This is a genomic window from Flavobacterium sp. CG_23.5 (assembly GCF_017875765.1).
Classification (GTDB): Bacteria; Bacteroidota; Bacteroidia; order Flavobacteriales; family Flavobacteriaceae; genus Flavobacterium.
In genome coordinates this window covers 3,338,998-3,363,808 of the sequence record NZ_JAGGNA010000001.1, presented here as the reverse complement: position 1 = coordinate 3,363,808, position 24,811 = coordinate 3,338,998, and the positions used below count along the sequence as shown (strand labels likewise).

The 24,811-nt window shown below is 34.0% G+C and carries 17 protein-coding genes; 3 read left to right on the top strand and 14 right to left on the bottom strand.

All coding sequences use genetic code 11. From position 1 onward, the window contains the following. Positions 1-10: 10 nt before the first annotated feature. Both H4V97_RS14415 and H4V97_RS14410 read right to left on the bottom strand, forming a co-directional pair. Complete coding sequence (locus H4V97_RS14415; protein ID WP_209550070.1) at positions 11-511, bottom strand: hypothetical protein; 501 nt, start codon at positions 509-511, stop codon at positions 11-13. An 11-nt stretch (positions 512-522) separates the two neighbouring features. Beyond that, entirely contained in the window at positions 523-1,287 is a 765-nt protein-coding gene (locus H4V97_RS14410) for an MBL fold metallo-hydrolase (RefSeq protein WP_209550069.1), read from the bottom strand. A gap of 95 nt (positions 1,288-1,382) precedes the next feature. Here H4V97_RS14410 and H4V97_RS14405 point away from each other — a divergent pair, with 95 nt between their 5' ends. Next, positions 1,383-2,843, top strand: coding sequence for a TonB-dependent receptor (locus H4V97_RS14405; protein ID WP_196849075.1), 1,461 nt, complete (start codon positions 1,383-1,385; stop codon positions 2,841-2,843). A gap of 77 nt (positions 2,844-2,920) precedes the next feature. Here the strand turns inward: H4V97_RS14405 and bcp are convergent, their stop codons facing one another. Continuing rightward, on the bottom strand, positions 2,921-3,373 hold the full coding sequence (gene bcp, locus H4V97_RS14400) for a thioredoxin-dependent thiol peroxidase (protein WP_196849074.1): 453 nt from the start codon (positions 3,371-3,373) through the stop codon (positions 2,921-2,923). A 246-nt stretch (positions 3,374-3,619) separates the two neighbouring features. On the opposite strand from bcp, the gene H4V97_RS14395 reads away from it, so the two are divergent. Further along, on the top strand, positions 3,620-4,285 hold the full coding sequence (locus H4V97_RS14395; protein WP_196849073.1) for an endonuclease III domain-containing protein: 666 nt from the start codon (positions 3,620-3,622) through the stop codon (positions 4,283-4,285). A 104-nt stretch (positions 4,286-4,389) separates the two neighbouring features. On the opposite strand, the gene H4V97_RS14390 is transcribed toward H4V97_RS14395, so the two are convergent. The 9 genes from H4V97_RS14390 to H4V97_RS14350 all read right to left on the bottom strand — a co-directional run bounded on the left by H4V97_RS14390 (position 4,390) and on the right by H4V97_RS14350 (position 19,590). Further along, positions 4,390-4,533: a hypothetical protein gene (locus tag H4V97_RS14390; RefSeq protein WP_196849072.1), complete on the bottom strand. Its 144-nt coding sequence runs from the start codon at positions 4,531-4,533 to the stop codon at positions 4,390-4,392. A 52-nt stretch (positions 4,534-4,585) separates the two neighbouring features. After that, positions 4,586-5,170 (bottom strand): RNA polymerase sigma factor, encoded by a 585-nt coding sequence (locus H4V97_RS14385; protein WP_196849071.1) that lies wholly within the window; start codon positions 5,168-5,170, stop codon positions 4,586-4,588. A 347-nt stretch (positions 5,171-5,517) separates the two neighbouring features. Beyond that, positions 5,518-6,273 (bottom strand): family 16 glycosylhydrolase, encoded by a 756-nt coding sequence (locus tag H4V97_RS14380; protein WP_196849070.1) that lies wholly within the window; start codon positions 6,271-6,273, stop codon positions 5,518-5,520. A 6-nt stretch (positions 6,274-6,279) separates the two neighbouring features. Next, entirely contained in the window at positions 6,280-8,580 is a 2,301-nt protein-coding gene (bglX, locus tag H4V97_RS14375; RefSeq protein WP_196849069.1) for a beta-glucosidase BglX, read from the bottom strand. 80 nt (positions 8,581-8,660) lie between these two features. Then, positions 8,661-10,298 (bottom strand): family 16 glycosylhydrolase, encoded by a 1,638-nt coding sequence (locus tag H4V97_RS14370; protein WP_209550068.1) that lies wholly within the window; start codon positions 10,296-10,298, stop codon positions 8,661-8,663. Between the two features lie 89 nt (positions 10,299-10,387). After that, positions 10,388-11,983, bottom strand: a complete 1,596-nt coding sequence (locus H4V97_RS14365; RefSeq protein WP_196849067.1) for a hypothetical protein — start codon at positions 11,981-11,983, stop codon at positions 10,388-10,390. Between the two features lie 19 nt (positions 11,984-12,002). Then, complete coding sequence (locus H4V97_RS14360; RefSeq protein ID WP_196849066.1) at positions 12,003-13,481, bottom strand: RagB/SusD family nutrient uptake outer membrane protein; 1,479 nt, start codon at positions 13,479-13,481, stop codon at positions 12,003-12,005. Between the two features lie 11 nt (positions 13,482-13,492). Further along, positions 13,493-16,552, bottom strand: a complete 3,060-nt coding sequence (locus H4V97_RS14355; protein WP_209550067.1) for a SusC/RagA family TonB-linked outer membrane protein — start codon at positions 16,550-16,552, stop codon at positions 13,493-13,495. A 236-nt stretch (positions 16,553-16,788) separates the two neighbouring features. After that, complete coding sequence (locus H4V97_RS14350) at positions 16,789-19,590, bottom strand: triple tyrosine motif-containing protein (protein WP_317196499.1); 2,802 nt, start codon at positions 19,588-19,590, stop codon at positions 16,789-16,791. Between the two features lie 186 nt (positions 19,591-19,776). On the opposite strand from H4V97_RS14350, the gene uvrA reads away from it, so the two are divergent. Then, positions 19,777-22,572, top strand: coding sequence for an excinuclease ABC subunit UvrA (uvrA, locus tag H4V97_RS14345; RefSeq protein WP_209550066.1), 2,796 nt, complete (start codon positions 19,777-19,779; stop codon positions 22,570-22,572). A 4-nt stretch (positions 22,573-22,576) separates the two neighbouring features. Here the strand turns inward: uvrA and H4V97_RS14340 are convergent, their stop codons facing one another. Next, complete coding sequence (locus H4V97_RS14340; protein ID WP_196849063.1) at positions 22,577-22,876, bottom strand: hypothetical protein; 300 nt, start codon at positions 22,874-22,876, stop codon at positions 22,577-22,579. A 436-nt stretch (positions 22,877-23,312) separates the two neighbouring features. Then, a complete protein-coding gene (locus H4V97_RS14335; protein ID WP_196849062.1) occupies positions 23,313-24,779 on the bottom strand; it encodes an oligosaccharide flippase family protein in 1,467 nt (488 codons plus the stop codon). Positions 24,780-24,811: the final 32 nt, after the last annotated feature.

Genomic DNA, 24,811 nt, shown 5'->3' with positions numbered 1-24,811 from the left:
ATACTAGACTTTACTTTTGATAAAGTAACGATTGATTTACTTCAAAAGCAATACTTTCATCATCATTGACAAAGTATTTTAATAAAACTTCTCCCCAGATTTCTCCATCACTAAAATCCGCAATAATCCATCGGTGATTTAGGATTTTTACTTTATTGATAATAAATTTATTGGCTCCAATTTGATCTTGGCCAACATAAGGATTCCCTTTTGGATTTGAATTGTAGTCCAGTAATTTTTCCGTTACCACTGGAATTAGTTTTTCGTACTGAATCGTTTTTTCTGCACTTCCTGAGTCAAAATAATTTTGAGCATTTTCGTTTTTTTCCAAAGAAAAATAGTTGGCATCAGCTAATTTATTGGTCACTGATTTCAAACTGTCTTTTAGCTTGGTCGTTACTCTGCTATATCGATCCTGTTCAAAAGTTACTTCCTTACTCAAAAACATATAAGTGTAAACATTAAATAATAAAGCCAGAATAAGAGCATAAAGCATTAATGATTTTTTCATTTTAAAAATTATTAAATTGTGATTTCTAAATTATCGTAAGCCAAGAAAACGTTTTCCGGCAGTTTTTTTTGAACTTCTTCATGAAAACCAAGAATATGGCTAATATGAGTGAGATAGGTTTTTTCCGGTTGAACCAAAGCAATAAAATCTAAAGCTTCCTCCAAATTGAAATGCGTATTATGTGGCTCCTCGCGTAACGCATTCACCACCAATACTTTTAGACCTTTTAATTTTTCAATTTCGCTTTTTTCAATCGTTTTCACATCAGTCAAATAAGCAAAATCATCAATCCTGTAGCCAAAAACCTGAAGATCGCCGTGCATTACATTAACAGGAATTGCTTTTTTATTGCCGATTGAAAAAGGCTGATTGTTGACCACTTCAATTGTTTTTACAGAAGGTGCGCCTGGATATCTATTTTTGGTTTCAAAAATGTATCCAAAGCGACTTTTTAGATTGTCAATTACGCGTTGATGGGCATAAATAGGTATCTCGCCTTGCTTAAAATTGAAGGGGCGAATATCATCTAAACCTGCAGTATGGTCAGCATGTTCATGAGTAAACAAGATTCCATCTACTTTTTGACAGTTTGATGTAAGCATTTGCTGTCTAAAATCAGGTCCGCAATCGATTACGAAAGAATGATCCTCCCAAGATACCCAAACGGATACTCGAAGTCTTTTATCCTTAAAATCAGTACTTTTGCAAACCGAATGATTGCTCCCAATAACAGGTATTCCTTGTGATGTCCCTGTGCCTAAAAAATATATCTTCAACGGTATCATAATTTTTTACAAAAATAGGATTAATTCTCCTTCATTAAAAACCATTTTAACTAACTTTGTAACATATTAGCCATATTTAAAATAAAATGGGTACTGAAATAAAACTAAAAGGTGACAAAGTCATCGAACAAATTCCTTCTACAAAAGACAAGGCACTTCGTATAAACTTGAATGAAAACATCTACGGAACTTTCGCCGAAATTGGTGCAGGACAAGAAACTGTTAGGCATTTTTTTAGAGCTGGAGGTTCTTCGGGTACAATTGCAAAAGCGATGTCAGCCTATGACAAAGATTTTAGTGATGCCGTATATGGTATAGAAAAAGACGGCCGTTATGTTACAGAAAGCCGACTTAAAAAAATGCTTACCTTCGAAGGTCAATTAATGGAAGACCGCTTAAGTAGAGAGAAACATCCCAATAAAATGTTTTTCAGTTATGCCAATACTGTAGCAACTATTGATTTTGCCAAACAATTTAAAGGACATGGATGGGTTGGTATTCGATATCAAATCGAACCGGATGAGGATTATAATGAAATTATAATTCATATCCGTTTCAAGGAAACCGATGTACGATTGCAACAGGAAACCCTTGGTATTCTTGGTGTAAATTTAATTTATGGCGCCTATTATAAATACAACGATCCTAAACGCTTGTTGCGTTATTTATACGACCATTTAGATAAAGATCAACTGGAAATAGACACAATCAATTTCTCAGGACCTCGTTTTGCAGATGTAGATAATCGCTTGATGAGTTTACAACTGGTTAAAAACGGAATGACTGATGCAGTTATGTTTAATCCAGATGGAAAAAACATCCTTCCTGCTGCCATATTGTATAAAAAGAATATTCTTGCTTTTAGAGGAAGTTTCCGTCCAGTTACAAAAGTAAACATGGACATGTATGAGAAATCATTAAAAATGTTCCTGAACGAGAATAAAGTGGATGTTGACAATACGCTTGTAGTTTTCGAAATCACCTTATCTAACTTGCGTTCAGATGGTGAAATTGACGAAAGAGATTTTATGGATCGTGCCGAATTACTTTGTTCTCTTGGACAGACGGTAATGATTTCTAATTTCCAAGAATATTATAAAGTGGTCGAATATTTTGCTAATTATACCAAAGCAAGAATGGGATTGGCCATGGGTGTAAATAACTTAGTGGATATTTTTGACGAGAAATACTATCGTCATTTAAGCGGTGGAATTCTTGAAGCTTTTGGAAAATTATTTTACCGAGATATGAAAGTTTTCTTATATCCAATGCTTGGTGAAAACGGGGAGATTATCACGTCAGACAATTTAAAAGTACATCCACGAATGAAAGAATTATACAAATTCTTCAAATTCAATGGAAAGGTTGTTGATATTGTTGACTACGATCCTGAGATTTTGGAAGTATTCTCTCGTGAAGTATTAAACATGATAAATCATGGAAAACCAGGATGGGAAAATATGCTTCCTGCCGGAATTGCGGAAATCATCAAAGAACATCAACTTTTTGGTTATGATCCAAATAAAATCTTAAAAATAAGTAATTAGATTTTTTATAAAATCGAAAGAAAGAGTCAAGAGCAAGATGTAATTTCAACCTGCACTTGACTCTTTTTCTTTGTAGCTTACCCCAATATTTGAGCAGCATGCGCTTTAGTTTTCACATCAGAAATTACCTCATCAATAATTCCGTTTTCGTCTATTACAAAAGTGGTTCTATGAATTCCATCATATTCTTTTCCCATGAATTTTTTGGGGCCCCACACTCCAAAAGCTTGAATCACGGATTTATCTTCATCAGCCAATAACGGAAAAGGAAAATCATACTTTTCCTTGAATTTTGCTTGGGCTTTTGCCGCATCAGCACTTACGCCTAGAAGCTCGTAGTTATTGGCTTTGAAACGTTCAAAATTATCTCTAAGATCACAAGCCTCAGCGGTGCAACCCGGTGTGTTTGCTTTTGGATAAAAGAAAACCACTAATTTTTTTCCAGCATAATCGGATAATTGATGTGGCTTTCCGTCTTGATCAAGACTTGAAAAATTAGGTGCTTTATCTCCTTTTTTTAATGTTGTCATATTTTTAGAATATTAGATTGATTAAATAAATATTAATTCGCCAACTGATTTTTGTCCCATAATGTAGTTGAAACCAACCAGTTTTAATAGCTATTTTTTAATGTAATGACAAAGCGACCAATTGAAGCTCTTGTGATTTTAAAAAAAAACTTAAAAACGAGTCCATAAGTTTCGGGATTACAACGTAAAACAGGATTAGGCACATAATAGAAATTACACTATTTTTACACTTATAAAAATACAAAAATGAACAAACAGGAACGGGTAACATTTGTTATAAATACGTTAAAAGAATTATACCCAACTATTCCAATTCCTTTAGACCATAAAGATCCGTACACCTTGTTAATTGCCGTTTTGTTATCGGCACAATGCACAGATGTTCGCGTGAACCAAATCACTCCTTTGCTTTTTGCGAAAGCAGATAATCCGTATGATATGATAAAATTATCTGTGGAGGAAATTAAAGACATCATTAGGCCTTGTGGCTTGTCGCCAATGAAATCGAAAGGAATTCATGGTCTTTCTCATATTCTAATTGACAAACACGGAGGAAAAGTACCTAAAAGTTTTGAATTTTTGGAAGAACTGCCAGCAGTTGGTCATAAAACAGCTAGCGTCGTGATGTCACAAGCCTTTCATGTTCCTGCTTTTCCAGTCGATACGCACATTCACAGATTGATGTACCGGTGGAATTTAACGAACGGAAAAAATGTGGTTCAAACAGAAAAAGATGCTAAACGACTTTTTCCAGAGGCAATTTGGAATGATTTACACCTGCAAATAATTTGGTATGGAAGACAATATTCACCCGCTCGTGGCTGGGATTTAGATAAGGACATCATCACCAAAACAATTGGAAGAAAAAAAGTCTTAGACGAATTTTATACAAAACATCCTCTTGGTAAATAGAAAATCTCACTAATTAAAAAACTAGTGAGATTTTGTCAAACCATGTCAAAAATTAAGACCTGATTTACTGACTCCAAAAGCATCCAAAACACTAATAGGTCGTTTTAATTAGAAATAATCTCGAAACTTTTATCTTCAATTTTTATTATGCTTAACGCTTTTGAATAATTTAAGATAAAAGAAACGATTTCTTTATTGGGTTTCATTGTCTTTGTAACTAATGATTTTTTAGAGTAAATTTTTGCCATTTTATAAAATAATTTGTTTTTATATAATAACGTGGCAAGTTTCAATATATTGTTAATTAGTCAAAACAATTTGATGTTTATCGATAACTTTTCTCATATTCATCAATGCATATCGCATTCTGCCTAAAGCAGTATTTATACTTACACCCGTTACTTCAGAAATTTCTTTAAAACTCATATCCTGATACATTCGCATCACTAAAACTTCTTTTTGATCGACCGGGAGCTCTTCTATTAATCTCTTTATATCCATCTCGACTTGCTCTGTAATTAATTTATTTTCTATAGAAAGAGAATCATCAGACATAATTGAAAAAATAGAAAATTGCTCTGTTTCTCTGAACATTGGCATTTTTTTAGTTTTTCGATAATGATCAACAATAAGATTATGTGAAATGCGCATTACCCATGGTAAGAATTTCCCTTCTTCGTTGTACGAATTTGATTTTAAAGTTCTAATTACTTTAATAAAAGTATCTTGAAAAATATCATTCGAAATATCTCTATCCGAGATTTTGGAATATATAAAACCATAAATTTTTGATTCGTGTCTTTTGATTAATGTTGCTAAGGCATTTTCATTACCGGAAACATAATCCTGAACCAACAAAGCATCGGGAAGTTGTGTATTAGCCATAGTTATACTTTTTAGTTGTTAATTAAAATTGGAGAAATTTCTCTAAAAAGTAGTTTTCTATTATAGGCTAATAATGATTAGTGGTTATTATATTTTTCAAAAATATGACTTTTTTGTTGGAACACACAAGTAAAATTAAGAAAAATTAACATATCAAGATGAAAATTTGTTAATTTTTTTCATCTTTATTTCACATTAATAGTACAATTAGCATGCCGTTACATAATACGGTTGCTTTTTGTCAAGGAATTCTTAAAAAATAAAAAAAACTAAAATAAAGCTTGATTTTTAATGGATTAGCATCAAACCTTATTTTAGCTGCAATCATTTTATCCGTTATTACAGAATTATTGATAGACTCTGATATAATCTATAATGAAATCTTGAGGAAGAATGGCATCATCTACTTCAGGACCTCCAAAATTCCCTCCAATTGCCATATTAACAATGAAATAGAACGGCTGATTGTAAGGCCAAACCGCTTCTGTTTTATTTTCTGGTTGAAATGTGTATACTAATTGGTCATCTACATAGAACACAATTTTATCTTTTGTCCAATCTATCGCGTAAATATGAAATCCTTCCTCTATATTGTCAAATCTTGTTTTCTTAGTATTAATGGTGTTCCCATGGCTGTCTTGCGTATGCAAAGAGGTAAAAACCATGTTGGGTTCTTTTCCTACATATTCCAAAATATCGATTTCACCGCATTTAGGCCAGCCAACTTCACTAATATTTGACCCTAACATCCAAAAAGCAGGCCATACGCCTTGACCAACAGGCAGCTTTGCTCTTGCCTCAAAACGGCCGTATTGAAATTCTTTTTTGCCTTTTGTTGTGATGCGTGTCGAAGTGTATTTCTCCCCTACTTTTTTGCCAGTAATGACTAATTTGTTGTTAGCCACTTTATGATTTTGTTCTGTATACAATTGTCGTTCGTTATTTCCCCAACCACAATTTGGACAACCATCGCCAAGCTCAAAATTCCAACTTTTTTCATTTAATTTTTTGCCATCAAAATTTTCTTCCCAAACCAGTTTTCGTTTGTTATGTTGTGCAAAAGAAAAATTGACTACAAGTACTAGTATTAGTATTTTTTTCATTTTAGTTTAATTAGAATATTGAAAATCTCCTTCCAATTTTGTTACTGAACTTCCACCTATGAATACTTTAAAGTCTCCAGCTTCTGCTTCCCACTTTCTATTGGCAGTGAAAAACTCGATTGTTTTTTCATCGATTGAAAAAACCACTTTTTTTGTTTCGTTTGGTTGTAAAGTAATCATTTCAAATCCTTTCAACTCCTTTACCGGACGGGTAATGCTTCCTATCAAATCTCTAATATACAATTGAACGACTTCTTTTCCTGTTACTTTTCCTGTATTTTTTATAGTTACGGAAACTTCTATTTTGCCCTTTTTTGCAAACGATTTGGACGACAATTGCAAATTGGAATATTCAAATTTAGAATAACTAAGCCCGTGACCGAAAGGATATAAAGGGGTGTTTTTTTCGTCGATATAATGAGACCAAAACACACTTTCAGGCTCATTCATTATTGGTCTTCCGGTATTTTTATAATTGTAATAAATGGGAATTTGACCTACATTTCTTGGAAAAGTCATTGGTAATTTACCACTTGGATTATAATCTCCATACAAAACCTGTGCTATGGCGTTACCACTTTGTGTGCCTAAATGCCAAGCTTCAACAATTGCAGGGATATTTTCATCTGCCCAAGGAATTGCTAACGGACGACCGTTATTCAAAACTAAAACTATATTGGAATTGACTTTATAAATTGCTTCTAACAATTCTTGTTGAACACCCGGTAAACCGATATCGGATCTACTTCTTCCCTCTCCAGATTGTAAACCATGCTCTCCTAAAACCATAACTACGACATCGGCTTGTTTTGCAACCGCTATGGCTTCTGCAAATCCACTTTTGTCCGTCATATTAATTTTAGTTTCCCAAATGAATTGTGTTCTTCCTGCCGTTACATCAGCTCCTTTTGCATACGTTAGCTTATTTCCGGTATACTTTTGCAGTCCTTCCAACACTGAAATTGCCGTATTATCATCAGCAGCAATTCTCCAACTTCCCAACGGACTTGTTTTATCATTTGCCAAAGCACCAATTAATGCGATTTTTTGTCCTGATTTTTTTAGAGGCAATAATTCTTTTTCATTTTTCAAAAGCACAATCGATTTTTTGGCTACATCCAAAACTCCTTCTTGAAATTCTAATTTTCCTACAGTTGCTAATTCTCTATTTTCATCACAATATTTATAAGGATTATCAAACAAACCTAGTTCGAATTTCACTTTCAAAATACGTCTTGCCGCATCATCTACAACACTTTCTTTAACTTTACCTTCCTTTACTAGAGCGACTAAGTGATCCACGTAGGCACTGGATTCCATATCCATGTCTGAACCAGCATTAATCGCTATTTCAGCTGCCTGTTTACTGTCTTTAGCATAACCATGCGAAATCATTTCATTGATAGAACCCCAATCCGACACTACGAAACCATCAAATTTCCAATCTCCTTTTAAAACTTCTCTTTGTAAATAGCTATTTCCAGTTGCAGGAATGCCATTCAATTCATTGAAAGAGTTCATAAACGTTCGTACACCTGCATCAACAGCCGCCTTAAACGGGGGGAAAATGGTGTTTTGCAATTCTGTTTCACTAATATCAACCGTATTGTAATCTCTTCCAGCTTCTGCAAAACCATATCCAGCAAAATGTTTGGCGCAAGCCAAAATAGTATTGGTAGCTGCTAAGTCTTCGCCTTGAAAACCTTTTACACGAGCCACGGCAATTTTACTTCCTAAAAAAGCATCCTCACCAGCGCCTTCCATTACACGACCCCAGCGCGCATCTCTAGCTACATCAACCATAGGCGCAAAAGTCCAGTTTAAACCTACTGAAGAGGCTTCTTCTGCTGCGATTGCGGCTGACTTTTTTATAGCTTCCATATCCCAACTTGCAGCTTCAGCAAGTGGAATTGGACTTATGGTTTTGTAACCATGAATAACATCAAATCCAAAAATCAATGGAATCCCTAATCTAGTTTGTTCCACGGCTATTTTTTGCAATGCTTTTACGTCTTTTACCCCTTTTACATTCAGCATAGATCCTACTAATCCTTTTTTCAAGTCTTCGTATTTTTTTGCGGCCTGACCTTCTTTTGGGGTAGGACCTGTAATTTCCCAAAACCCATTATACTGATTGAGTTGCCCTACTTTTTCTTCCAAAGTCATCAGTCTAAGTACAGAATCCACTCTAGTTTCTAAAACATTTTCTTTGGAGAAAGAAACAGGCGATTTTAAAATTTTATTGCTGCAACCTGCAACTATTAGAGCTGCGATAGCAAATGATGCTAACAGGGATTTATTTCTCATCTTTATCCTTTTTGTTACAATTAAAAGAAAAGGCCGGTAAAAGAACCGACCTTCTTATATTCATTCCCTTATTTTCGGGTTTATTGGTAGATTCTAACGTAATCAATCTCCATGGAAGATTGCGTAAAAGCAGGATCAATAGTTCCTCCAAAAGTACCTCCCATTGCCACATTCAAAATCATGAAAAAGTCTTTATTGAATGGCAAGCTGCTATCATTTGCTACAGTATGAAACAACACATCATCTACGTATATTTTTACAGATGCTGGACTCCAAATGGTTTTATAAACATGAAATTCAGTAGAAGCATTAGTGATTGTTTTAGTACTTCCATTTCCGTTTCCGCCAGAATGGTTAGGGTAATGCAATGTTCCATAAATAACATTGGGCTCATTTCCTTTATGTTCCATAATATCTATTTCTCCGCAACCTGGCCATGTATTGGTTGCATAATCTGAACCTAACATCCAGATAGCTGGCCATGTTCCACCGCCTGATGGCAATTTGGCTCTTACTTCTACTTTACCATAAGTAAACTTGTATTTACCTTCTGATTTTAATCTAGCTGAAGTATATCCCGTTCCTGCTTTTTTCGCAGTAATTTTTAAATTTCCACCAGCAACAATCACATTATCAGAAGCGCTGGTAAAGGTTTGTGCTTCACCATTTCCCCAACCGCCAGCGCCTAGGTCATATCCCCATTTTGCAGGATCGGGTGCACCATCCACATTAAATTCATCAGAAAATTTTAAAACCGTGTAATCTGCTGCTGGAGTAACACTTGCTCCTGGAGGGGTTGTTGTAAAAATATGATACCAAGCCAAAAATGGATTGCCTGATTGAATCACTCGTACCACCATGCGATTATCGGTGATAGATAAAATCTCATAAGAACTAGTTCCTACAAAATAACCCATAAAACCACCGTCTGCGATATTTAATGTGGTTCCTCTAGTTTGAGTAGCACTATCCGGATTCTTTGTAACGAAAGAATCAGACTTGCTTAAAGTTACTGTTTTGGCACCACTAGTGTTTAAATCATAACAAGCATCATCACCTCCGCCTTTGAAAGCACCATTGTAATAGGTTTGTCCTTTGTTATCCAATTCAAATTTCATTTGAGTTCCAACTAAAGAAAAAGTCATGACACTTTTGTACAAACAAGTAGCTGATTTCTCATCAGCTTTAGCTGCGTAAAAATCTGGATAATAATTTTTTGTTCCAAAAGTAGGATCAGACCATGCAACGTTTGGACCTACTCCTAAATGACCAGTTTCCTTTTGTGCCCAATACCATTTTTTGCTCGATCCGCCAGTTAAGAACTGCACAGCCGCTTCATCTTTAAAATTACTAAAGACGGTCACTTCCATTGTAACATTTGTAACAATTCCTCCTGTTCCTGAAGCAATAACAGTCACAGTATAAGTATTTACCCCAGGAGTTGCAAATGTATTATCTAAAACTCCGCTCGGAGAATTCTTAGAAGTTCCATCACTAAAAATATATTTATATGAAATAGCATTTTCAGCTGTACTCGTAAATTTTACTTTTCCAGAACCATCACCGTTAGGAAACGCTGCTGATTTACCAATTATTTCAGCCTTTACTTGAAGACCTGTTGGAGCATTCAATGCTCCGAAAGCTAGATTATCTTCCTGACAATTGACCATCAAAAGAAGGGCAAAAACCGTCACTATATTTATTATTATTTTTCTCATTTTAAATATTTTTTAAATGCATTTATGACAAAAAAATCATACGAATCCGTACTAATTTTATAATCAATTGATTTTATATACTTTAATCGTTAATTATGAAAATAAACATTATCAATATAAACGGTGTTATTTCCAGAAGGTGCACCTACATAAATTAACTGTGCAATATGTGCTCGCGTGGTCAAACCGGTAAAAGTATTTAACGGAATATCTAGACTTATCCAAGTTCCTTTCGCAGGAGACGAAACTGTAATTTCATGTTCCTTGTCATCACCACCACCAAAAGTACCATTAGCTCCAAAATCGACTAATTTTATTTTGAATTCTGTAAAATCTGATGACCAAACGTCCGTGTGAAAATGTGTCATTGCAGTAGCATTTATAGGAGTTGTAGTTGCTTCTATACCTACAAAATCCAATGCACTGTATTTTTTGGTTGCATTTCCATTGATGCTCAAATCCGTCAATGTGGCATTTGACCAAGAAGTTCTCCAAGTATCAACCGCTACATTTGTATAAGCGTCACTAAACATAGAAATCACTTTAGACGCTGCTACAGTAGGAGTAGGGGCTGCTGTAATAGAGCCAACTTTATTGTAAAAGAATACGTTATCAACATAAACTGTTGTACTACCAAAAGGTGCACCTACAAAAATTAACTGTGCAATATGACTGCGTGTCGTCAATCCTGTGAAATCACTTAATGGAATATCTAAACTCACCCATTTTTCCTTTGCGGGATTAGAGATTGTAATTTCATGTTCTTTATCATCACCACCACCAAAAACACCATTAGCTCCAAAATCGACTAACTTAACCTTAAACTCTGTAAAGTCTGACGACCAAATATCAGTATGGAAGAATGTCATTGCAGATGCATTAATTGGTGTTGTAGTAGCTTCAATACCAACAAAACCCAATGAACTGTACTTTTTGGTTTTGTTACCACTAATATCAATATCTTCCAAAGTTGCTTGAGACCAAGAAGTTCTCCAAGTATCTACTGCAACATTTGTATAACTGTCGCTAAACATAGAAATCACATTTGCAGCCGGAATTGTAGGAACGGGTGCAGCAAATAAATTAGTAACAGTTACACTTTGAATTTTTTGTGTAGTGGCTGCCCCACCACTTAGTGCAACAACTCTCACTTGGTAGGTTCCCGCATTTTTATAAGTATGTGTAATTACTTCACCTTGCATAAAATCTACTGGAACTTCATTCGCTACATCGCCAAAATAGACTTGAAAGAAAGTTTCCAATTCCGCTTTAGCAGTAACACTGATTGATAGATTGCTACCAATAGTTATGGTTGGCTCAAAACCTGTTGGAGCCAAAAAAGAAACGGTCACCTCTTGAATTTTTTCGGTTCTTTTTCCATTAATAGTTACACCTACAATTTTTGCCTGAAATTTACCTTCTTTATATTTGTGCGTAACAGTACTACCCGGATTTACATAGGCTGGTGTTGAAGGTGCATCACCAAAATAAATTTCGAATTGAGTAACTCCTTCCCCTCTAGGCAAAAAAGTAACATTTCCTGAATTATCCTGAGTAATGGTCGTTAGAGCAGATATATTTGAAGGAGCGCTTACTCCATCCAAATTCACATCATTATTTTCGGCTGAACATCCTATTAAGATAGTTAGAACAAAAATACTTAGTATTAATTTTAACTTTTTCATATATAAATAATATTAGTTTTTAATAACCGGGATTTTGTTGCCAATTTCCATTTGCAAATTGAATTTCCTCAATTGGAATCGGAAACAATTCATTTTTGCCAGCGGTAAATCCAGTAATTTCCTGAGCTGCTTTTTTAGTGCGGACTAAATCGAAGAAACGGTGTCCCTCACCAACTAACTCCACTCTTCTTTCTGCTAAAATAAAGTCAGTCAAAGCAGCTCCAGAAGATGAAATATCGTGATTCAAGTCTCCAAAAGCACGTCTTCGAACTTGGTTTAGGTAGCCTCTTGCTTTTGCATCATCGATTCCACCGCGATTGTATGCCTCAGCCGCCATCAAAAGAACATCCGCATAACGAATGGCTCTGTAATTATTAGGATTCGTAAGATTCAAATCCCCTTGTGCAGCGGCGCTTCTTTTTCTTGGAATGTATTTTCTGTTAAAATAACCAGTATGCTCGTATCCTTTCCCATAAGTTGCTCCTGATGAAGCTGCCCAAGCTTGGATATCTAGTATTGCCACGGCTTTTCTTCTGTCTCCAGCTTCAAACGCATTTACCACTTTCTGAGTTGGAACATTAAAACTGAAACCTGAAGTAAATAGCGGCCCTGAATAATTTCTTGGTCCACTAAAACCCACAGCTACATTTCCTTCGCTACATTGTAAACATCCAAAACCGGCACCTTCTACATCTGTGTATTGCACTTCAAAAACGGACTCGGGACCATTTTCTCCTGCATCCTCAAAAATAGAATTATAATCACTCACCAATGAATATTTATTTAAAGCAACTACTTTATCTAAAGCCACAGCTGCGAGGGCAAATTTCCCGTCATATAAATACGCTTTTCCTAAAAGTGCTAAAGCGGCTCCTTTGGTAACTCTTCCTTTTTGAGCTGCAGTTGCAGATAAATTATCGGAAGCAAAAATTAAATCGGCTTCAATTGAGGCATATACTTCTGCCACTGACGAACGTGGTAATTTTTTCTCATCACCTGAACTGAATCTTGCGTCCCCTTTTAACGGGATTCCACCAAACCATTTTACTAATTCAAAATGGTAATACGCTCTAAGAAAACGAGCTTCAGCAATAACCTGGTTTTTACCATCAAAAGCTGTTTTGTCTTTGAATTCTAAAATGTAATTCGCTCTTTGAACTCCAGCGAACATCCAATCCCATAGATTTTTTAAGTTGCTGTTCACAGGAGTGTGAATCATCTTGTCAATTTGCTGGAAACCGGGAGTATCAGATTGGCTTTCCCCTCCTGCCAAAGTATTATCTGAAGCTATTTCACCCATTAATGCATTGAGATACGTGGATTGTAACAAATCATAAGCGGCAATTAAAGCATTGTCATAATCTGATTTTGAGTTAAAATAATTCTCAGAGTCAATTGAATATTTTATCGGTCGATCAACAAAATCATCACTACACGAAATGGTAAGTGCTGAAAAAATTGTTATCGTTATAAGGGTAATAAATAGATACTTTTTCATTTTAATACGAATTAAAAATTAATGTTTAAGCCTAATAAATAGGTTCTTGGGATCGGATAAAAACCATAATCTATTCCTCCGCCAATTGGAGCTCCATTAGAAGCACCCGGATCAAAACCTTTGTATTTTGTGAAAGTGTAGAGATTATTTACACCTGCATATAATCTTAATTTTGTTATCCCTGCTTTTTCAGAATACTTAGGATTTATAGAATATCCTAATTGCATATTTTGGATTCTCAAATATGAAGCGTCTTCAACAAAATAGCTCGAAAAAGTAGAATTTCCTGTAGCACTTGTGGTCACTCGTGGAGTAGTATTACTACTTCCTTCGCCAGTCCATCTGCCAAGAACATAATTTAAACGATTGACGTCTGTAAGATTTCTTTCGTAATTTCTAACCATATCATTTCCTACAGAGGCAAAAGTGTATACTGCAAAATCAAAGCTTTTGTAGTTCATTTGTAAATTAAAACCCATTGTAGCAGCAGGAATAGGATCTCCTATGTTTGTTCTATCTTTTGAATCGATAATTCCATCCCCATTAATATCTACAAAACGAAGGTCTCCTGGACTTGCCTCTGCACCTAAGGAAAGTTGCGATGGATGGGCACTAACTTCTGCCTGATTTTGAAAAATTCCATCGGTTTTATATCCATAAAAATAACCAATTGGTTGGCCTACTTCCATTCTTGAAGGTGCTTGCTGACCTACGCCAAATGAGCCTCCTTCAATAAATCCTGTTCCATTATCAACGGCTAAAACCTCATTTTTAAGAAAAGTAACATTGTAACCCACACTCATCGAAAAATTTTCTGTAAATTTATTTTTATAATCTATTGAGAATTCCAAACCAGAATTCCTTACCGTTCCTGCATTTATTGTTGGTGAACCAGCGCCTGGAGCAGCCGTTCCATTTATTCCTGAAACGGGTATAAAAGGGATTAACAAATCAGCTCTCGTATCAATAAAATAATCTGCTACGATGGAAACTTTATTATCTATTAACTTAAGGTCTAAACCAACATCAAATTTCTTGGCTTCTTCCCATTTCAAATTTGGATTCGGAATTTGTCCTGTTGCTAATCCATTCACTAAAGCACCATCAAAAACATAAGTTGCTTCACCACTTAATTGAGAAACATATCCATTATTTGGAATTTGGTCATTTCCTAACGTACCATAACTTCCTCTTAGTTTCATAAAGTTTATCCATTTTTTTTCTCCAAAAAATCCTTCATCAGAAATCACCCAACCTGCAGTAAAAGAGGGAAAATAACCTACTTTGTTTCCTGGTCCAAATTTCGTCGAAGCATCACGTCTTATCATTGCTGAAAAAAGATACTTTCCTTTATAATCATATTGCGCTCTTCCAAAGTAAGAAAGCCTTCTTTCATCATAATTATAAGATCCGTTCGGTACTGTTGCAGAAATTCCTTTGGTCAATGAAATATCAGCAAATTCCCAAGAATTATAAGGAACATCATACCCAGTTGCAAACAATCCGTTTCCGTATTCTTTGAAAATAGTATTTCCTATTGTCGCGGTAACATTATGATTACCCGCAATTTTTTTAGTATAAGTCCCAAATACATCAAATGAATAATTATTATCATTAATAGCACTTTGAGAAACTGAACTTCTCAAAACATCAAAAACTTTATCTGAAGGATTTATCCAATATAAGATCTGTTTCGCAAAAGATTTAGATTCGCTGTTTGATGTATTAAAACCAATCGAACTCGAAACTACAAAATCTTTAAAAACCTTATAATCTAAACCAAAATTCCCATTAATTTTTTTAAAATTATAGTCATTATAGGTATTGGCAATCTGAGCCAATGGATTAATAATTTCGATTCCTAATCCTGTGTTTGTAGGCACTTTTGTAAAATCACCATTTGCGTCAAATGGTGTCAATGTGGCTGGTGTATTTAAGGCATTGAACAAAACAGATCCTAGTCCACTTTCATTTAATGCTTTTCTATTAAAATAGGTATAAATTACGTTTGTTTTTAATTTTAATTTATCTGTAATATCAGCACCTAAAGAAACTCTTGCTGTGTTTCTTAAGAACCCAGATTTACTTTGTCCTATAATCCCTTCTTGATCCAGATGAGAACCACTTACAGCATAGGTAATTTTTTCAGAACCGCCAGAGAAGGAAAGGTCGTGATTAATTATAGGAACACCTTTGCTGAAAACTTCATTTTGCCAGTTTGTACCTTTACCTAAACCAGAAACATTAGGAAAAGGAATGGCGTTGCCACCATTTGCATAACTTTCGTTTAATAATAGAGCGTATTCAGTAGCGTTCAACACAGGTAAAGTTCTTGAGGTTTCCTGAAAACCAGTGTAAGTATTATAGCTGATTTTTGGCTTCGAATTCTTTTTTCCAGATTTAGTGGTAATAAGGATAATACCATTAGCACCAATAGTACCGTAAATTGCTGCTTGAGCATCTTTCAAAACAGTAATTGACTCCACATCATTTGGATTTAATAAACCCAATTCTCCAACATATCCATCTATTATAGTTGTAGGTCTGTTTTCACCATTAGTAGCTATCCCTCTAATTCTAATATCCAAAGCAGCACCGGGCGCACCTGAAGTGGTAGTGACATTCACACCAGAAACGGTTCCTTGCAAAGCTTGTTCAATTTTAACAGGTTTTAAAGCTTCCAACGTTTTACTGTCTACAACAGAAACAGCTCCTGTAACCTCACGCTTTTTTTGGCTTCCATATCCAATTACTACAACTTCATCTAACATCTTAGAATCCTCTTGCAACGAAATCGAAAGTGCACTATTGGTCGATACTACTTTATATTCTAAATTTTTATAACCTAAATAAGTAAAGACTAGGGTTGCGCCAGCAGAAACTCCTTTTAGAGAGAAACGACCATTTATATCTGTTGCTGTTCCTGTTGTTGAATTTTTAACTTGAACATTTACTCCTGGTATAGGTAAACCAGAAACTGCTTCTTTAACAACTCCTCCCACATCATATCCTTGGGCATAACCAAAAGAGGACAGAAATAGAAAAAGGATTAGTAGATAGTTTGACTTCATAATTTATGTTTTTTGTGAATCATAAAATTAATCGGAAGAACTAATAATAAATTAAAAAGAACCACAACAAAAAACATACAACGCAAAAAATTGTATGTTTTATTTAGAATACTAAAAAAAAGACTGCTAATTAAGAAGAAATTAAGAGAGATATATTTTCTACAGAAGGGAGAAACCGCAACAATAACGTTAATGTTGTGGTGATGTATGGTTTTATTTAAACGATTTTCACAAAACTATACAGCTAGAATATACTCAACAAGTCCTTGTTCATGCGATAACTCCATTTTTTTACGCAAACGATATCTTTTTATTTCAACACTACGTACCGAAATATTCAGCAAAGGAGCCACTTCTTTTGAAGAAAGGTTTAATCTTAAATAGGCGCACAACCTCAAATCGTTTGGAGTTAATAAAGGATGAGCCAATTTCATTTTTTTAAGAAAGTCTTTATCGGCATTATCAAAAGCTTCCTTGAAAACATTCCAACTATCACCTTCGGTTATGTTCTTATTAATCGTAGATATTACTGATTTTATACTTCTGTTTCCATCATCAGTAGTTTTCTTCAAGTCATCTTTAATAAAAGCCAACAATTCATTTTTACTATTTAAACTCATCGTGGAAACCGCCAATTCTCTGTTTTTTGTATCTACATCTTGAGATAACTGTTCGTTTCTAATTCGCATTAATTCCTGCTCATTTTCAAGCTCTTTAATCTCCAATAATAGATTATTTTCTTCTATCAATTTTTCTTTTTGTTTTTGGTAATAATTTCGATACGTTTTATGAATAAATTGAGCCATTACAATTATAAAAATGAAATAGACAAAAAGCGCAAGGTTGGTTAAATACCAAGGTTTTTCCACTCTAAAAGTATACACCACTGCGTTATCCACTATAGAATTAGCAAATTTAGCTCTCACTTTAAAGGTATAATCACCTGGCGGCAAATTTTTAAAACTTATGGAATTTTTTGCGTTCCACTCACTCCAGTCGTCCTGAAATCCTTCTAAAAGAAACTGATAATCTGCATTGATGTATTTGTTATATTCTGGCACCGTGTAACTGAATGTGATGTTGTTATCATCATACTTAAAACTTCCACTTTCTTGAATAGATCTATTAATTAAGTTTTCATTCAACTTATTGGTGGCAATTGTAGATATAGAAACATTATAATTTTTAAAACTTAAGTCATTAATATTCATCGTATAATACCCGTCGGTTGTACCAATAAGATAATCTGAATTTGAAATTTGAGAAATATTTTCAAATCCTAACATAGAATTAGTCAGTGATGCAGGAATTGGAATTACATTTTGCTTGAGTTGATTACTCAATTTACTTAATGAGAAATAATAAATGTAATTTTTTGAGAACAACCAGATTTTATTGGAATTATCAACTATTAATTTCCCTGATGTATATTCATCTTTTTCAAAAACAGAACTCAGCAATTTATCCTTTTCAAACTGTTTCGTTTTAGTATTTAATTTAAAAATACCCTCTTTATACGCGTAATAAATTGCATTATTAAACTTTGTTAAACTCGCGTTTTTCCCTTTTTGAGGAGTTACATAGGTCGTAAAACCATTCGTTTTCTGTAATTTATTATCTAACTGTAATCTGAAAACACCTTTATATTCATGGCTTACATATACTTCCAGAGCATTGGTTATTTCGAAATATCTCGCGGAATAATTAAATCCAGCAATTTTATTTCTAAAAACCCATTGATTATTAACTTTTTCCAGAACGGAAATTCCATAGTAATTCCCCTGAAGCAAAAGCTCTTTTTGATTGGGAACGGTTTCAAATTTCCAAGTTCCCGATCCCGAGAATATATTTTTTGCAACAGCATTATCAATTGCAAATGTTCCTGAATCATGTCCACAAAAGAGCGTTCCATCGTATTCAAACAAAGACCAAACTTGTCCTTTGGTTCCATTTATAAATTTGAACTCATCATTAGTCTGGTAATTTTTATAAAACAAACCTTGATTGGTTCCTACATACAAGTTCCCATTGTGCAACTTGGAAGTATATACGGTTCCTAAAATTCCGGTATCATCTACAAAACTTTGAATTGGAGATTGCAGGTTAATGCAATTGATTCCGTTGTCCAATCCAACCCAAAGATTTCTATCCGCATCTTCATACAAAGACAGTGCAGTATTGTTGCTCAATCCTTTGTTTTGACTAATATGATATTTAATTTTCCCATTATTATTTAATATAAAAATCCCATTAGAAACGGTGCCCAATGCAAAACTTCCATCCGAAAGCAATTGACTGCTATACACACTGCTAGCTGCTAATTCCGAATCAACTTCTGTAGAAAATTTAGTCACCGCATTTCCTATAAGTTTATAAAAACCATTTAGCTGCGTCTGGATTAATAGTCCTTCATCAATAGCGAAAACGTTGACAATCCGATTGTTTTGTAAGATAGGATTACTAGAAACCAAACGTCCTTTTCCACTTTCAATTTCAAAAAGTCCTTCTTTTATAGTCTGAAAATAAATTGAATTTTTTGTGCGGAACGATTTGGTAATATTGTTTTTGGGTGCAATAATTTTAAAACCACCCGTTTTAGTGTCATAAATGTAAATTCGGTTCAAAGATTGGAAAATAACCCATTGGTCGTAGTTTAATATATTCCAAAATTGTTCGTCATCAAGAATTTTATTTTTTATTGTTTTGCTAAGCGAAGTATATTTTAGTTTCCCATTTGCCTGTCGTGTCCAAAAACCAAATTCCATATAGCATCCCGTAAAAATTTTACTTCCAATCACTTTTACAGAACGAACAATGGTTTCGTTTGGGGATGGATATAATTCCCAATTTGAACCATTAAATTCTAATAATCCTTCATTGTTGGCGAAGTAAACATAATGGTTTTGGTCTTGCGAAATCATCCAATTCTGGTTTCCTGCTCCATAAATGGAAGAGGCGTATTTGACAATTGGTGGCAATTCTTGAGAAAAAGCATTAAATGACATTAAAAAAAGAAAAATGTATAGTTTTGTTTTCAATGGTGTAGCGATGTTAGGTATTTCAAAAATAAACTTAAAAATAGTATTTATTTATTGGATAGAAAACATAAAAACTATACAACAAGTAAAAAGATTATTTCTGCTCCTTTTTTAATCATTATTTGTGATTCGTTCAATCCTATTTCTCCGTTGAAAATTGATTACTTTTGTGAAAATTATTGTTTTATGCAAGTTGACCTTTCTACATTAGATCCAAAGAAAAATATCATCATAAAAGGCGCACAAGTACATAACTTAAAGAATGTAGATGTCGCCATACCCCGAAATAAATTAGTGGTTATTACAGGACTTTCTGGCTCCGGAAAATCGAGTTTGGCATTTGATACTTTGTATGCCGAAGGGCAACGCCGTTATGTAGAAAGTTTATCTTCTTATGCACGACAATTCCTTGGACGATTAGACAAACCAAAAGTAGAATACATTAAAGGAATTGCGCCTGCTATCGCTATCGAACAAAAGGTAAACACGACTAATGCCCGATCCACAGTAGGAACTTCAACAGAAATCTACGATTATATAAAATTATTGTTTGCCAGAATAGGACGAACGTATTCACCAGTTTCCGGACGAGAAGTCAAAAAAAATACCGTTACTGATGTTGTAACGGACGTGAAAACTTTTGAACGTGACAGTAAATGGTTGCTCCTCGCTCCTATTCACCTAGAAGAAGGAAGAAAACTGGAAGACAAACTAAAAGTTCTTTTGCAGCAAGGATTTGCTCGAATTTTAGTTAATAATGAAATGGTTCGTTTAGACGACTTACCGGATTCACTAAGCAAAAAAGATATTTTTCTAATTGTTGACCGAATTGTGGTTAATCCCGAAACTTCGGGGGAAGAAGAATTCTATAATCGTCTCGCTGATGCAGTACAAACGGCTTTTTTTGAAGGAAAGGGAATTTGTTATCTTCAAGAATTAAATTCAGATAAAAAATATTCTTATTCTAATAATTTTGAACTCGATGGCATTACTTTCTTGGAGCCAAACGTTCATTTGTTTAGTTTCAATAATCCTTATGGTGCCTGTCCAGTCTGCGAAGGTTACGGAAATATTATAGGTATTGATGCCGAATTAGTGGTGCCAAATACTACTTTATCTGTTTTTGAAAACGCTATTTTCCCTTGGCGAGGCGAAAGCATGAGTTGGTTCCGTGATGAATTGGTAAACAATGCTTACAAGTTTGATTTCCCCATTCACAAACCTTTCTTTCAATTATCTGAAGGCCAAAAAGAATTGATTTGGAATGGAAACGAATATTTTCAAGGACTCAATGGTTTCTTCAAAGAATTAGAAGAAAAAAATTATAAAATACAAAACCGTGTGATGCTTTCGCGCTATCGCGGGAAAACCAAATGTTATGCGTGCAAAGGAAAACGCTTGAGAATAGAAGCTTCTTATGTGAAAATTAATTCTAAAACTGTTTCTGATTTAGTTGATTTACCTATCAAGCATTTGGTTCGTTTCTTTGACAGCATTGATTTAGATGTTTATGAGAAGCAAATCGCGAAACGATTATTGGTTGAAATTAATAATCGATTGGCTTTTTTAACAGAGGTTGGTTTGGATTATCTTACTTTAAATAGAAATTCATCAACGCTTTCAGGTGGAGAATCACAGCGTATTAATTTAGCGACTTCGTTAGGGAGCAGCTTGGTGGGATCGATGTATATTCTTGATGAACCTAGTATTGGTTTGCACCCAAAAGACACGGAACGTTTAATAAAAGTATTGCTTTCACTTCGAGATTTAGGTAATACCGTTATTGTTGTGGAACATGATGAAGATATAATGAAAGCAGCTGATATGATAATCGATATTGGTCCGGAAGCGGGAACATTAGGTGGTCATTTAGTTGCACAAGGAACATTTGATGAAATCCTGAAATCGACATCGCTAACCGCAAAATATTTGAACGGAGACTTAGAAATTTCGGTTCCTAAGAAACGAAGAACATTCAAGAATTACATCGAAATAAAAGGTGCCAGAGAAAATAATCTTCAAAATGTAGATGTTACTTTTCCATTGGATGTTTTAACCGTAATCACAGGAGTTTCCGGAAGTGGCAAAAGTACGCTTGTTAAGAAAATTTTGTTTCCAGCCATGCAGAAAAAACTGGAGAATGTTGGCGAAAAAGCGGGACAATTCACTGAAATGACAGGTTCGTTTTCACAAATAAAACACATTGAATATGTCGATCAGAATCCTATTGGTCGAAGTTCTCGTTCTAATCCAGTGACCTACATAAAAGCATATGACGACATTCGGGAATTGTATGCCAAAGAAAAATTATCAAAAATAAGAGGTTATCAGGCCAAACATTTTTCTTTTAATGTTGATGGAGGAAGATGCGAAACCTGCAAAGGAGAAGGTTCCATTAATGTAGAAATGGTTTTTATGGCCGACGTACAATTGCCTTGTGAAACATGCAACGGAAAGAGATTTAAAAAAGAAGTTTTAGAAGTGGCCTTTGAAGGCAAAAACATCCATGATATTCTAACTATGACTGTTGATGATGCCATCGCTTTTTTTACTGCAAATAAGCAAGCTAAAATCATTCAAAAACTGCAACCGCTACAAGATGTTGGATTAGGATATGTGCAATTGGGTCAATCATCATCTACACTTTCCGGTGGTGAGGCGCAACGTATCAAACTCGCTTCTTTCTTGGTAAAAGGAGCTACAAAAGATAAAGCACTTTTCATTTTTGACGAACCTACAACAGGATTGCATTTTCACGACATCAAGAAACTATTAACTTCCTTTGATGCCTTAATTGAGAAAGGACATTCAATAATTGTAATTGAACACAACCTTGACCTGATAAAATGTGCGGATTGGATTATCGATTTAGGACCTGAAGGTGGGGAAAATGGCGGGAAACTTCTGGCTGCAGGCACGCCAGAGCAAATAGTTAAAATAAAAGAATCAGTTACTGGAAAATATCTTAAAGAAAAAATATAAAAATCTATCCAATATAACAATTTTCTTCAAATGTGTTTCCATCTTCATCGATAGCGACTAATATCTTTTTTTCTTTGGAAGTCACATACGTTTTGTAAATCCAAGGGATAGACCATAAGCCTAATGTAAGACAACAAATTACAAAATTTAAACTGTGATCTACGGCTTTACCATCTTTTGACAAAACGGCAAAAGGCAGTTTGTCATTTCTTTCTTCAACTACAAATCCGTTGCTAATTTTATCAGCAATAATATTTGAATATTTTTGAAAATTATCTTCGTTTGCAATTTGGGAAATTACCATACTATTGTTTTTAATTTGACTAATTAGTATTTTTTTTTTAAATCAGTTTAGACAAATAATTAATACAAAAATAAGTGTTACATATAATTCGTACAATACCCACTTTTAGTGATTTTTTGATTGTAATTTAAATGATGTATTATTTTGCAATTAATTAGATTACAAATATATTTTTAAAAACCACGTCAAATATTACATAATAGCGGAATAGAGTTACATAATTCACACTTTGAAAACGGCTAATCAACTTACAGTCAACTAGAAAATACCTATAAATTTGCCATATTTATCTTGAGAAGATTATTACAATTATTAAAGAACAATAAAAAACCAGTATTCATTTTCTAATTTTAAGAAAATGCACACCAGTCATTATATAATTTTAAAAAAAGTCTTCCGGATTAGGTAAAGAGGAATTTTGAACTATAACAGCAATTTATTTTATTTTTAATCTTTTTAAAACAGTGTCAAGAACTTGGTTAATTTCAGGAGAAACAACAAATTTATAATTGATATAGACATATAACATAGCTACTAATACCGATTTCATTCCAATAGCAACAATGGGATGAAAAGGAAACTCCCAGAAATAAAACAATATAAATAGAATAAAAGTAATCAACAGCGAATAAACCGTTTGATTTGTAAAAGGGTACAAATGCATTCGTTTTACCACAAAAAGTAATTTAGCCAAGCTATATAAAGTTACCGATAATAAGGTCGCGAATGCAGAACCTATAATTCCATATCTAGGTATAAAAAACATATTCAAAGTTATTGTCAGAAAAACCAACATAAGTCCTAAAAACAATACCATGCGATAATATTTTGAATTAAAAATTATTGCATTGTTATTGCCTAAAATTAAATCGAAATATTTAGATAATCCAATCATAAATACGACCAAAATACCGCCACTATATTCTTTTGGCACCATTTCATATAACTGATTGATATTGACAAAAATGCACAACATCACAAAACCACCCACTATCTGCAGGTTAATCGATGTTTTTTTATACAACACATTTAATTCTTCCTGTTTATTTTCGTGCATTAATTTAGCCGTAATGGGATAAACAATCTGATGCATGGCCCGGCTTGGAACCGATATTACTAAAGCAATATAAGTTGCTACCGAGTAATACGCAATGTTTTCAATTTTCATGTATTGATTAAGTATCATTTTGTCACCATCCAAAAGCAAATTAGCTACACTTCCGGATAAAATTATATAAAAAGTGTACTCTAATATATGTTTTAAATTCTCCGGAATCGAAAATTGAAAATTAGGTCTTTTTATATAAAATGCATAGAACATCGTAATCACAAAAGCGAAGAAATAGATGCCTGCCATAACATAAACAAACTCTATTACGGTCATCCATTTATAATAGACGCAAATCAAGGCAAATAGACATAGTAATCGCAAACCCACTTCTTTAATAAAATTACCAAAAACAGAATGCATATGTACTCTTGCCCAAGCGTAAAAAATTTCGAAATAAGCCATGCTCAAAGCTGTAAATGGAATAAGCCATAAAAATTCTCTGACAACCGCATTCTTCTTTGACACAAAATAAGCAATGTCATCATAGAAAAATAAACCTATCAAAATTAAAGGGATACACAATAATAAAGGAAACAGCACAGTAAAAGACAAAAACTGAGATTTTTCATCTTCAGTTTCATATTGAGAATAGTATTTTACTAAAGTATTCTGCATTCCGATCGCGAACAAAGGCATAATTACATTAGCTGAAGATGTGATATAATTTGTTAGCGCGTAATACGTGGCTCCAAGAAAAACAGGATATAAATAAATTGTATTTATGGCTCCAATTCCAAATCCAATGTAAGTGATTACCGTATTCTTTAAGGACTGATTTAAAACTATTCCCATTTTTTTTTCATTGCGAGGCACGAAGCAATCTC

What these genes read in the sequence shown, in the direction of transcription:
- H4V97_RS14415 (WP_209550070.1), bottom strand. Translation starts at nt 511, where the DNA reads ATGAAAAAATCATTAATGCTTTATGCTCTTATTCTGGCTTTATTATTT.
- H4V97_RS14405 (WP_196849075.1), top strand. Translation starts at nt 1,383, where the DNA reads ATGGGTACTGAAATAAAACTAAAAGGTGACAAAGTCATCGAACAAATT.
- bcp (WP_196849074.1), bottom strand. Translation starts at nt 3,373, where the DNA reads ATGACAACATTAAAAAAAGGAGATAAAGCACCTAATTTTTCAAGTCTT.
- H4V97_RS14395 (WP_196849073.1), top strand. Translation starts at nt 3,620, where the DNA reads ATGAACAAACAGGAACGGGTAACATTTGTTATAAATACGTTAAAAGAA.
- H4V97_RS14390 (WP_196849072.1), bottom strand. Translation starts at nt 4,533, where the DNA reads ATGGCAAAAATTTACTCTAAAAAATCATTAGTTACAAAGACAATGAAA.
- H4V97_RS14385 (WP_196849071.1), bottom strand. Translation starts at nt 5,170, where the DNA reads ATGGCTAATACACAACTTCCCGATGCTTTGTTGGTTCAGGATTATGTT.
- H4V97_RS14380 (WP_196849070.1), bottom strand. Translation starts at nt 6,273, where the DNA reads ATGAAAAAAATACTAATACTAGTACTTGTAGTCAATTTTTCTTTTGCA.
- bglX (WP_196849069.1), bottom strand. Translation starts at nt 8,580, where the DNA reads ATGAGAAATAAATCCCTGTTAGCATCATTTGCTATCGCAGCTCTAATA.
- H4V97_RS14370 (WP_209550068.1), bottom strand. Translation starts at nt 10,298, where the DNA reads ATGAGAAAAATAATAATAAATATAGTGACGGTTTTTGCCCTTCTTTTG.
- H4V97_RS14365 (WP_196849067.1), bottom strand. Translation starts at nt 11,983, where the DNA reads ATGAAAAAGTTAAAATTAATACTAAGTATTTTTGTTCTAACTATCTTA.
- H4V97_RS14360 (WP_196849066.1), bottom strand. Translation starts at nt 13,481, where the DNA reads ATGAAAAAGTATCTATTTATTACCCTTATAACGATAACAATTTTTTCA.
- H4V97_RS14355 (WP_209550067.1), bottom strand. Translation starts at nt 16,552, where the DNA reads ATGAAGTCAAACTATCTACTAATCCTTTTTCTATTTCTGTCCTCTTTT.
- uvrA (WP_209550066.1), top strand. Translation starts at nt 19,777, where the DNA reads ATGCAAGTTGACCTTTCTACATTAGATCCAAAGAAAAATATCATCATA.
- H4V97_RS14340 (WP_196849063.1), bottom strand. Translation starts at nt 22,876, where the DNA reads ATGGTAATTTCCCAAATTGCAAACGAAGATAATTTTCAAAAATATTCA.
- H4V97_RS14335 (WP_196849062.1), bottom strand. Translation starts at nt 24,779, where the DNA reads ATGGGAATAGTTTTAAATCAGTCCTTAAAGAATACGGTAATCACTTAC.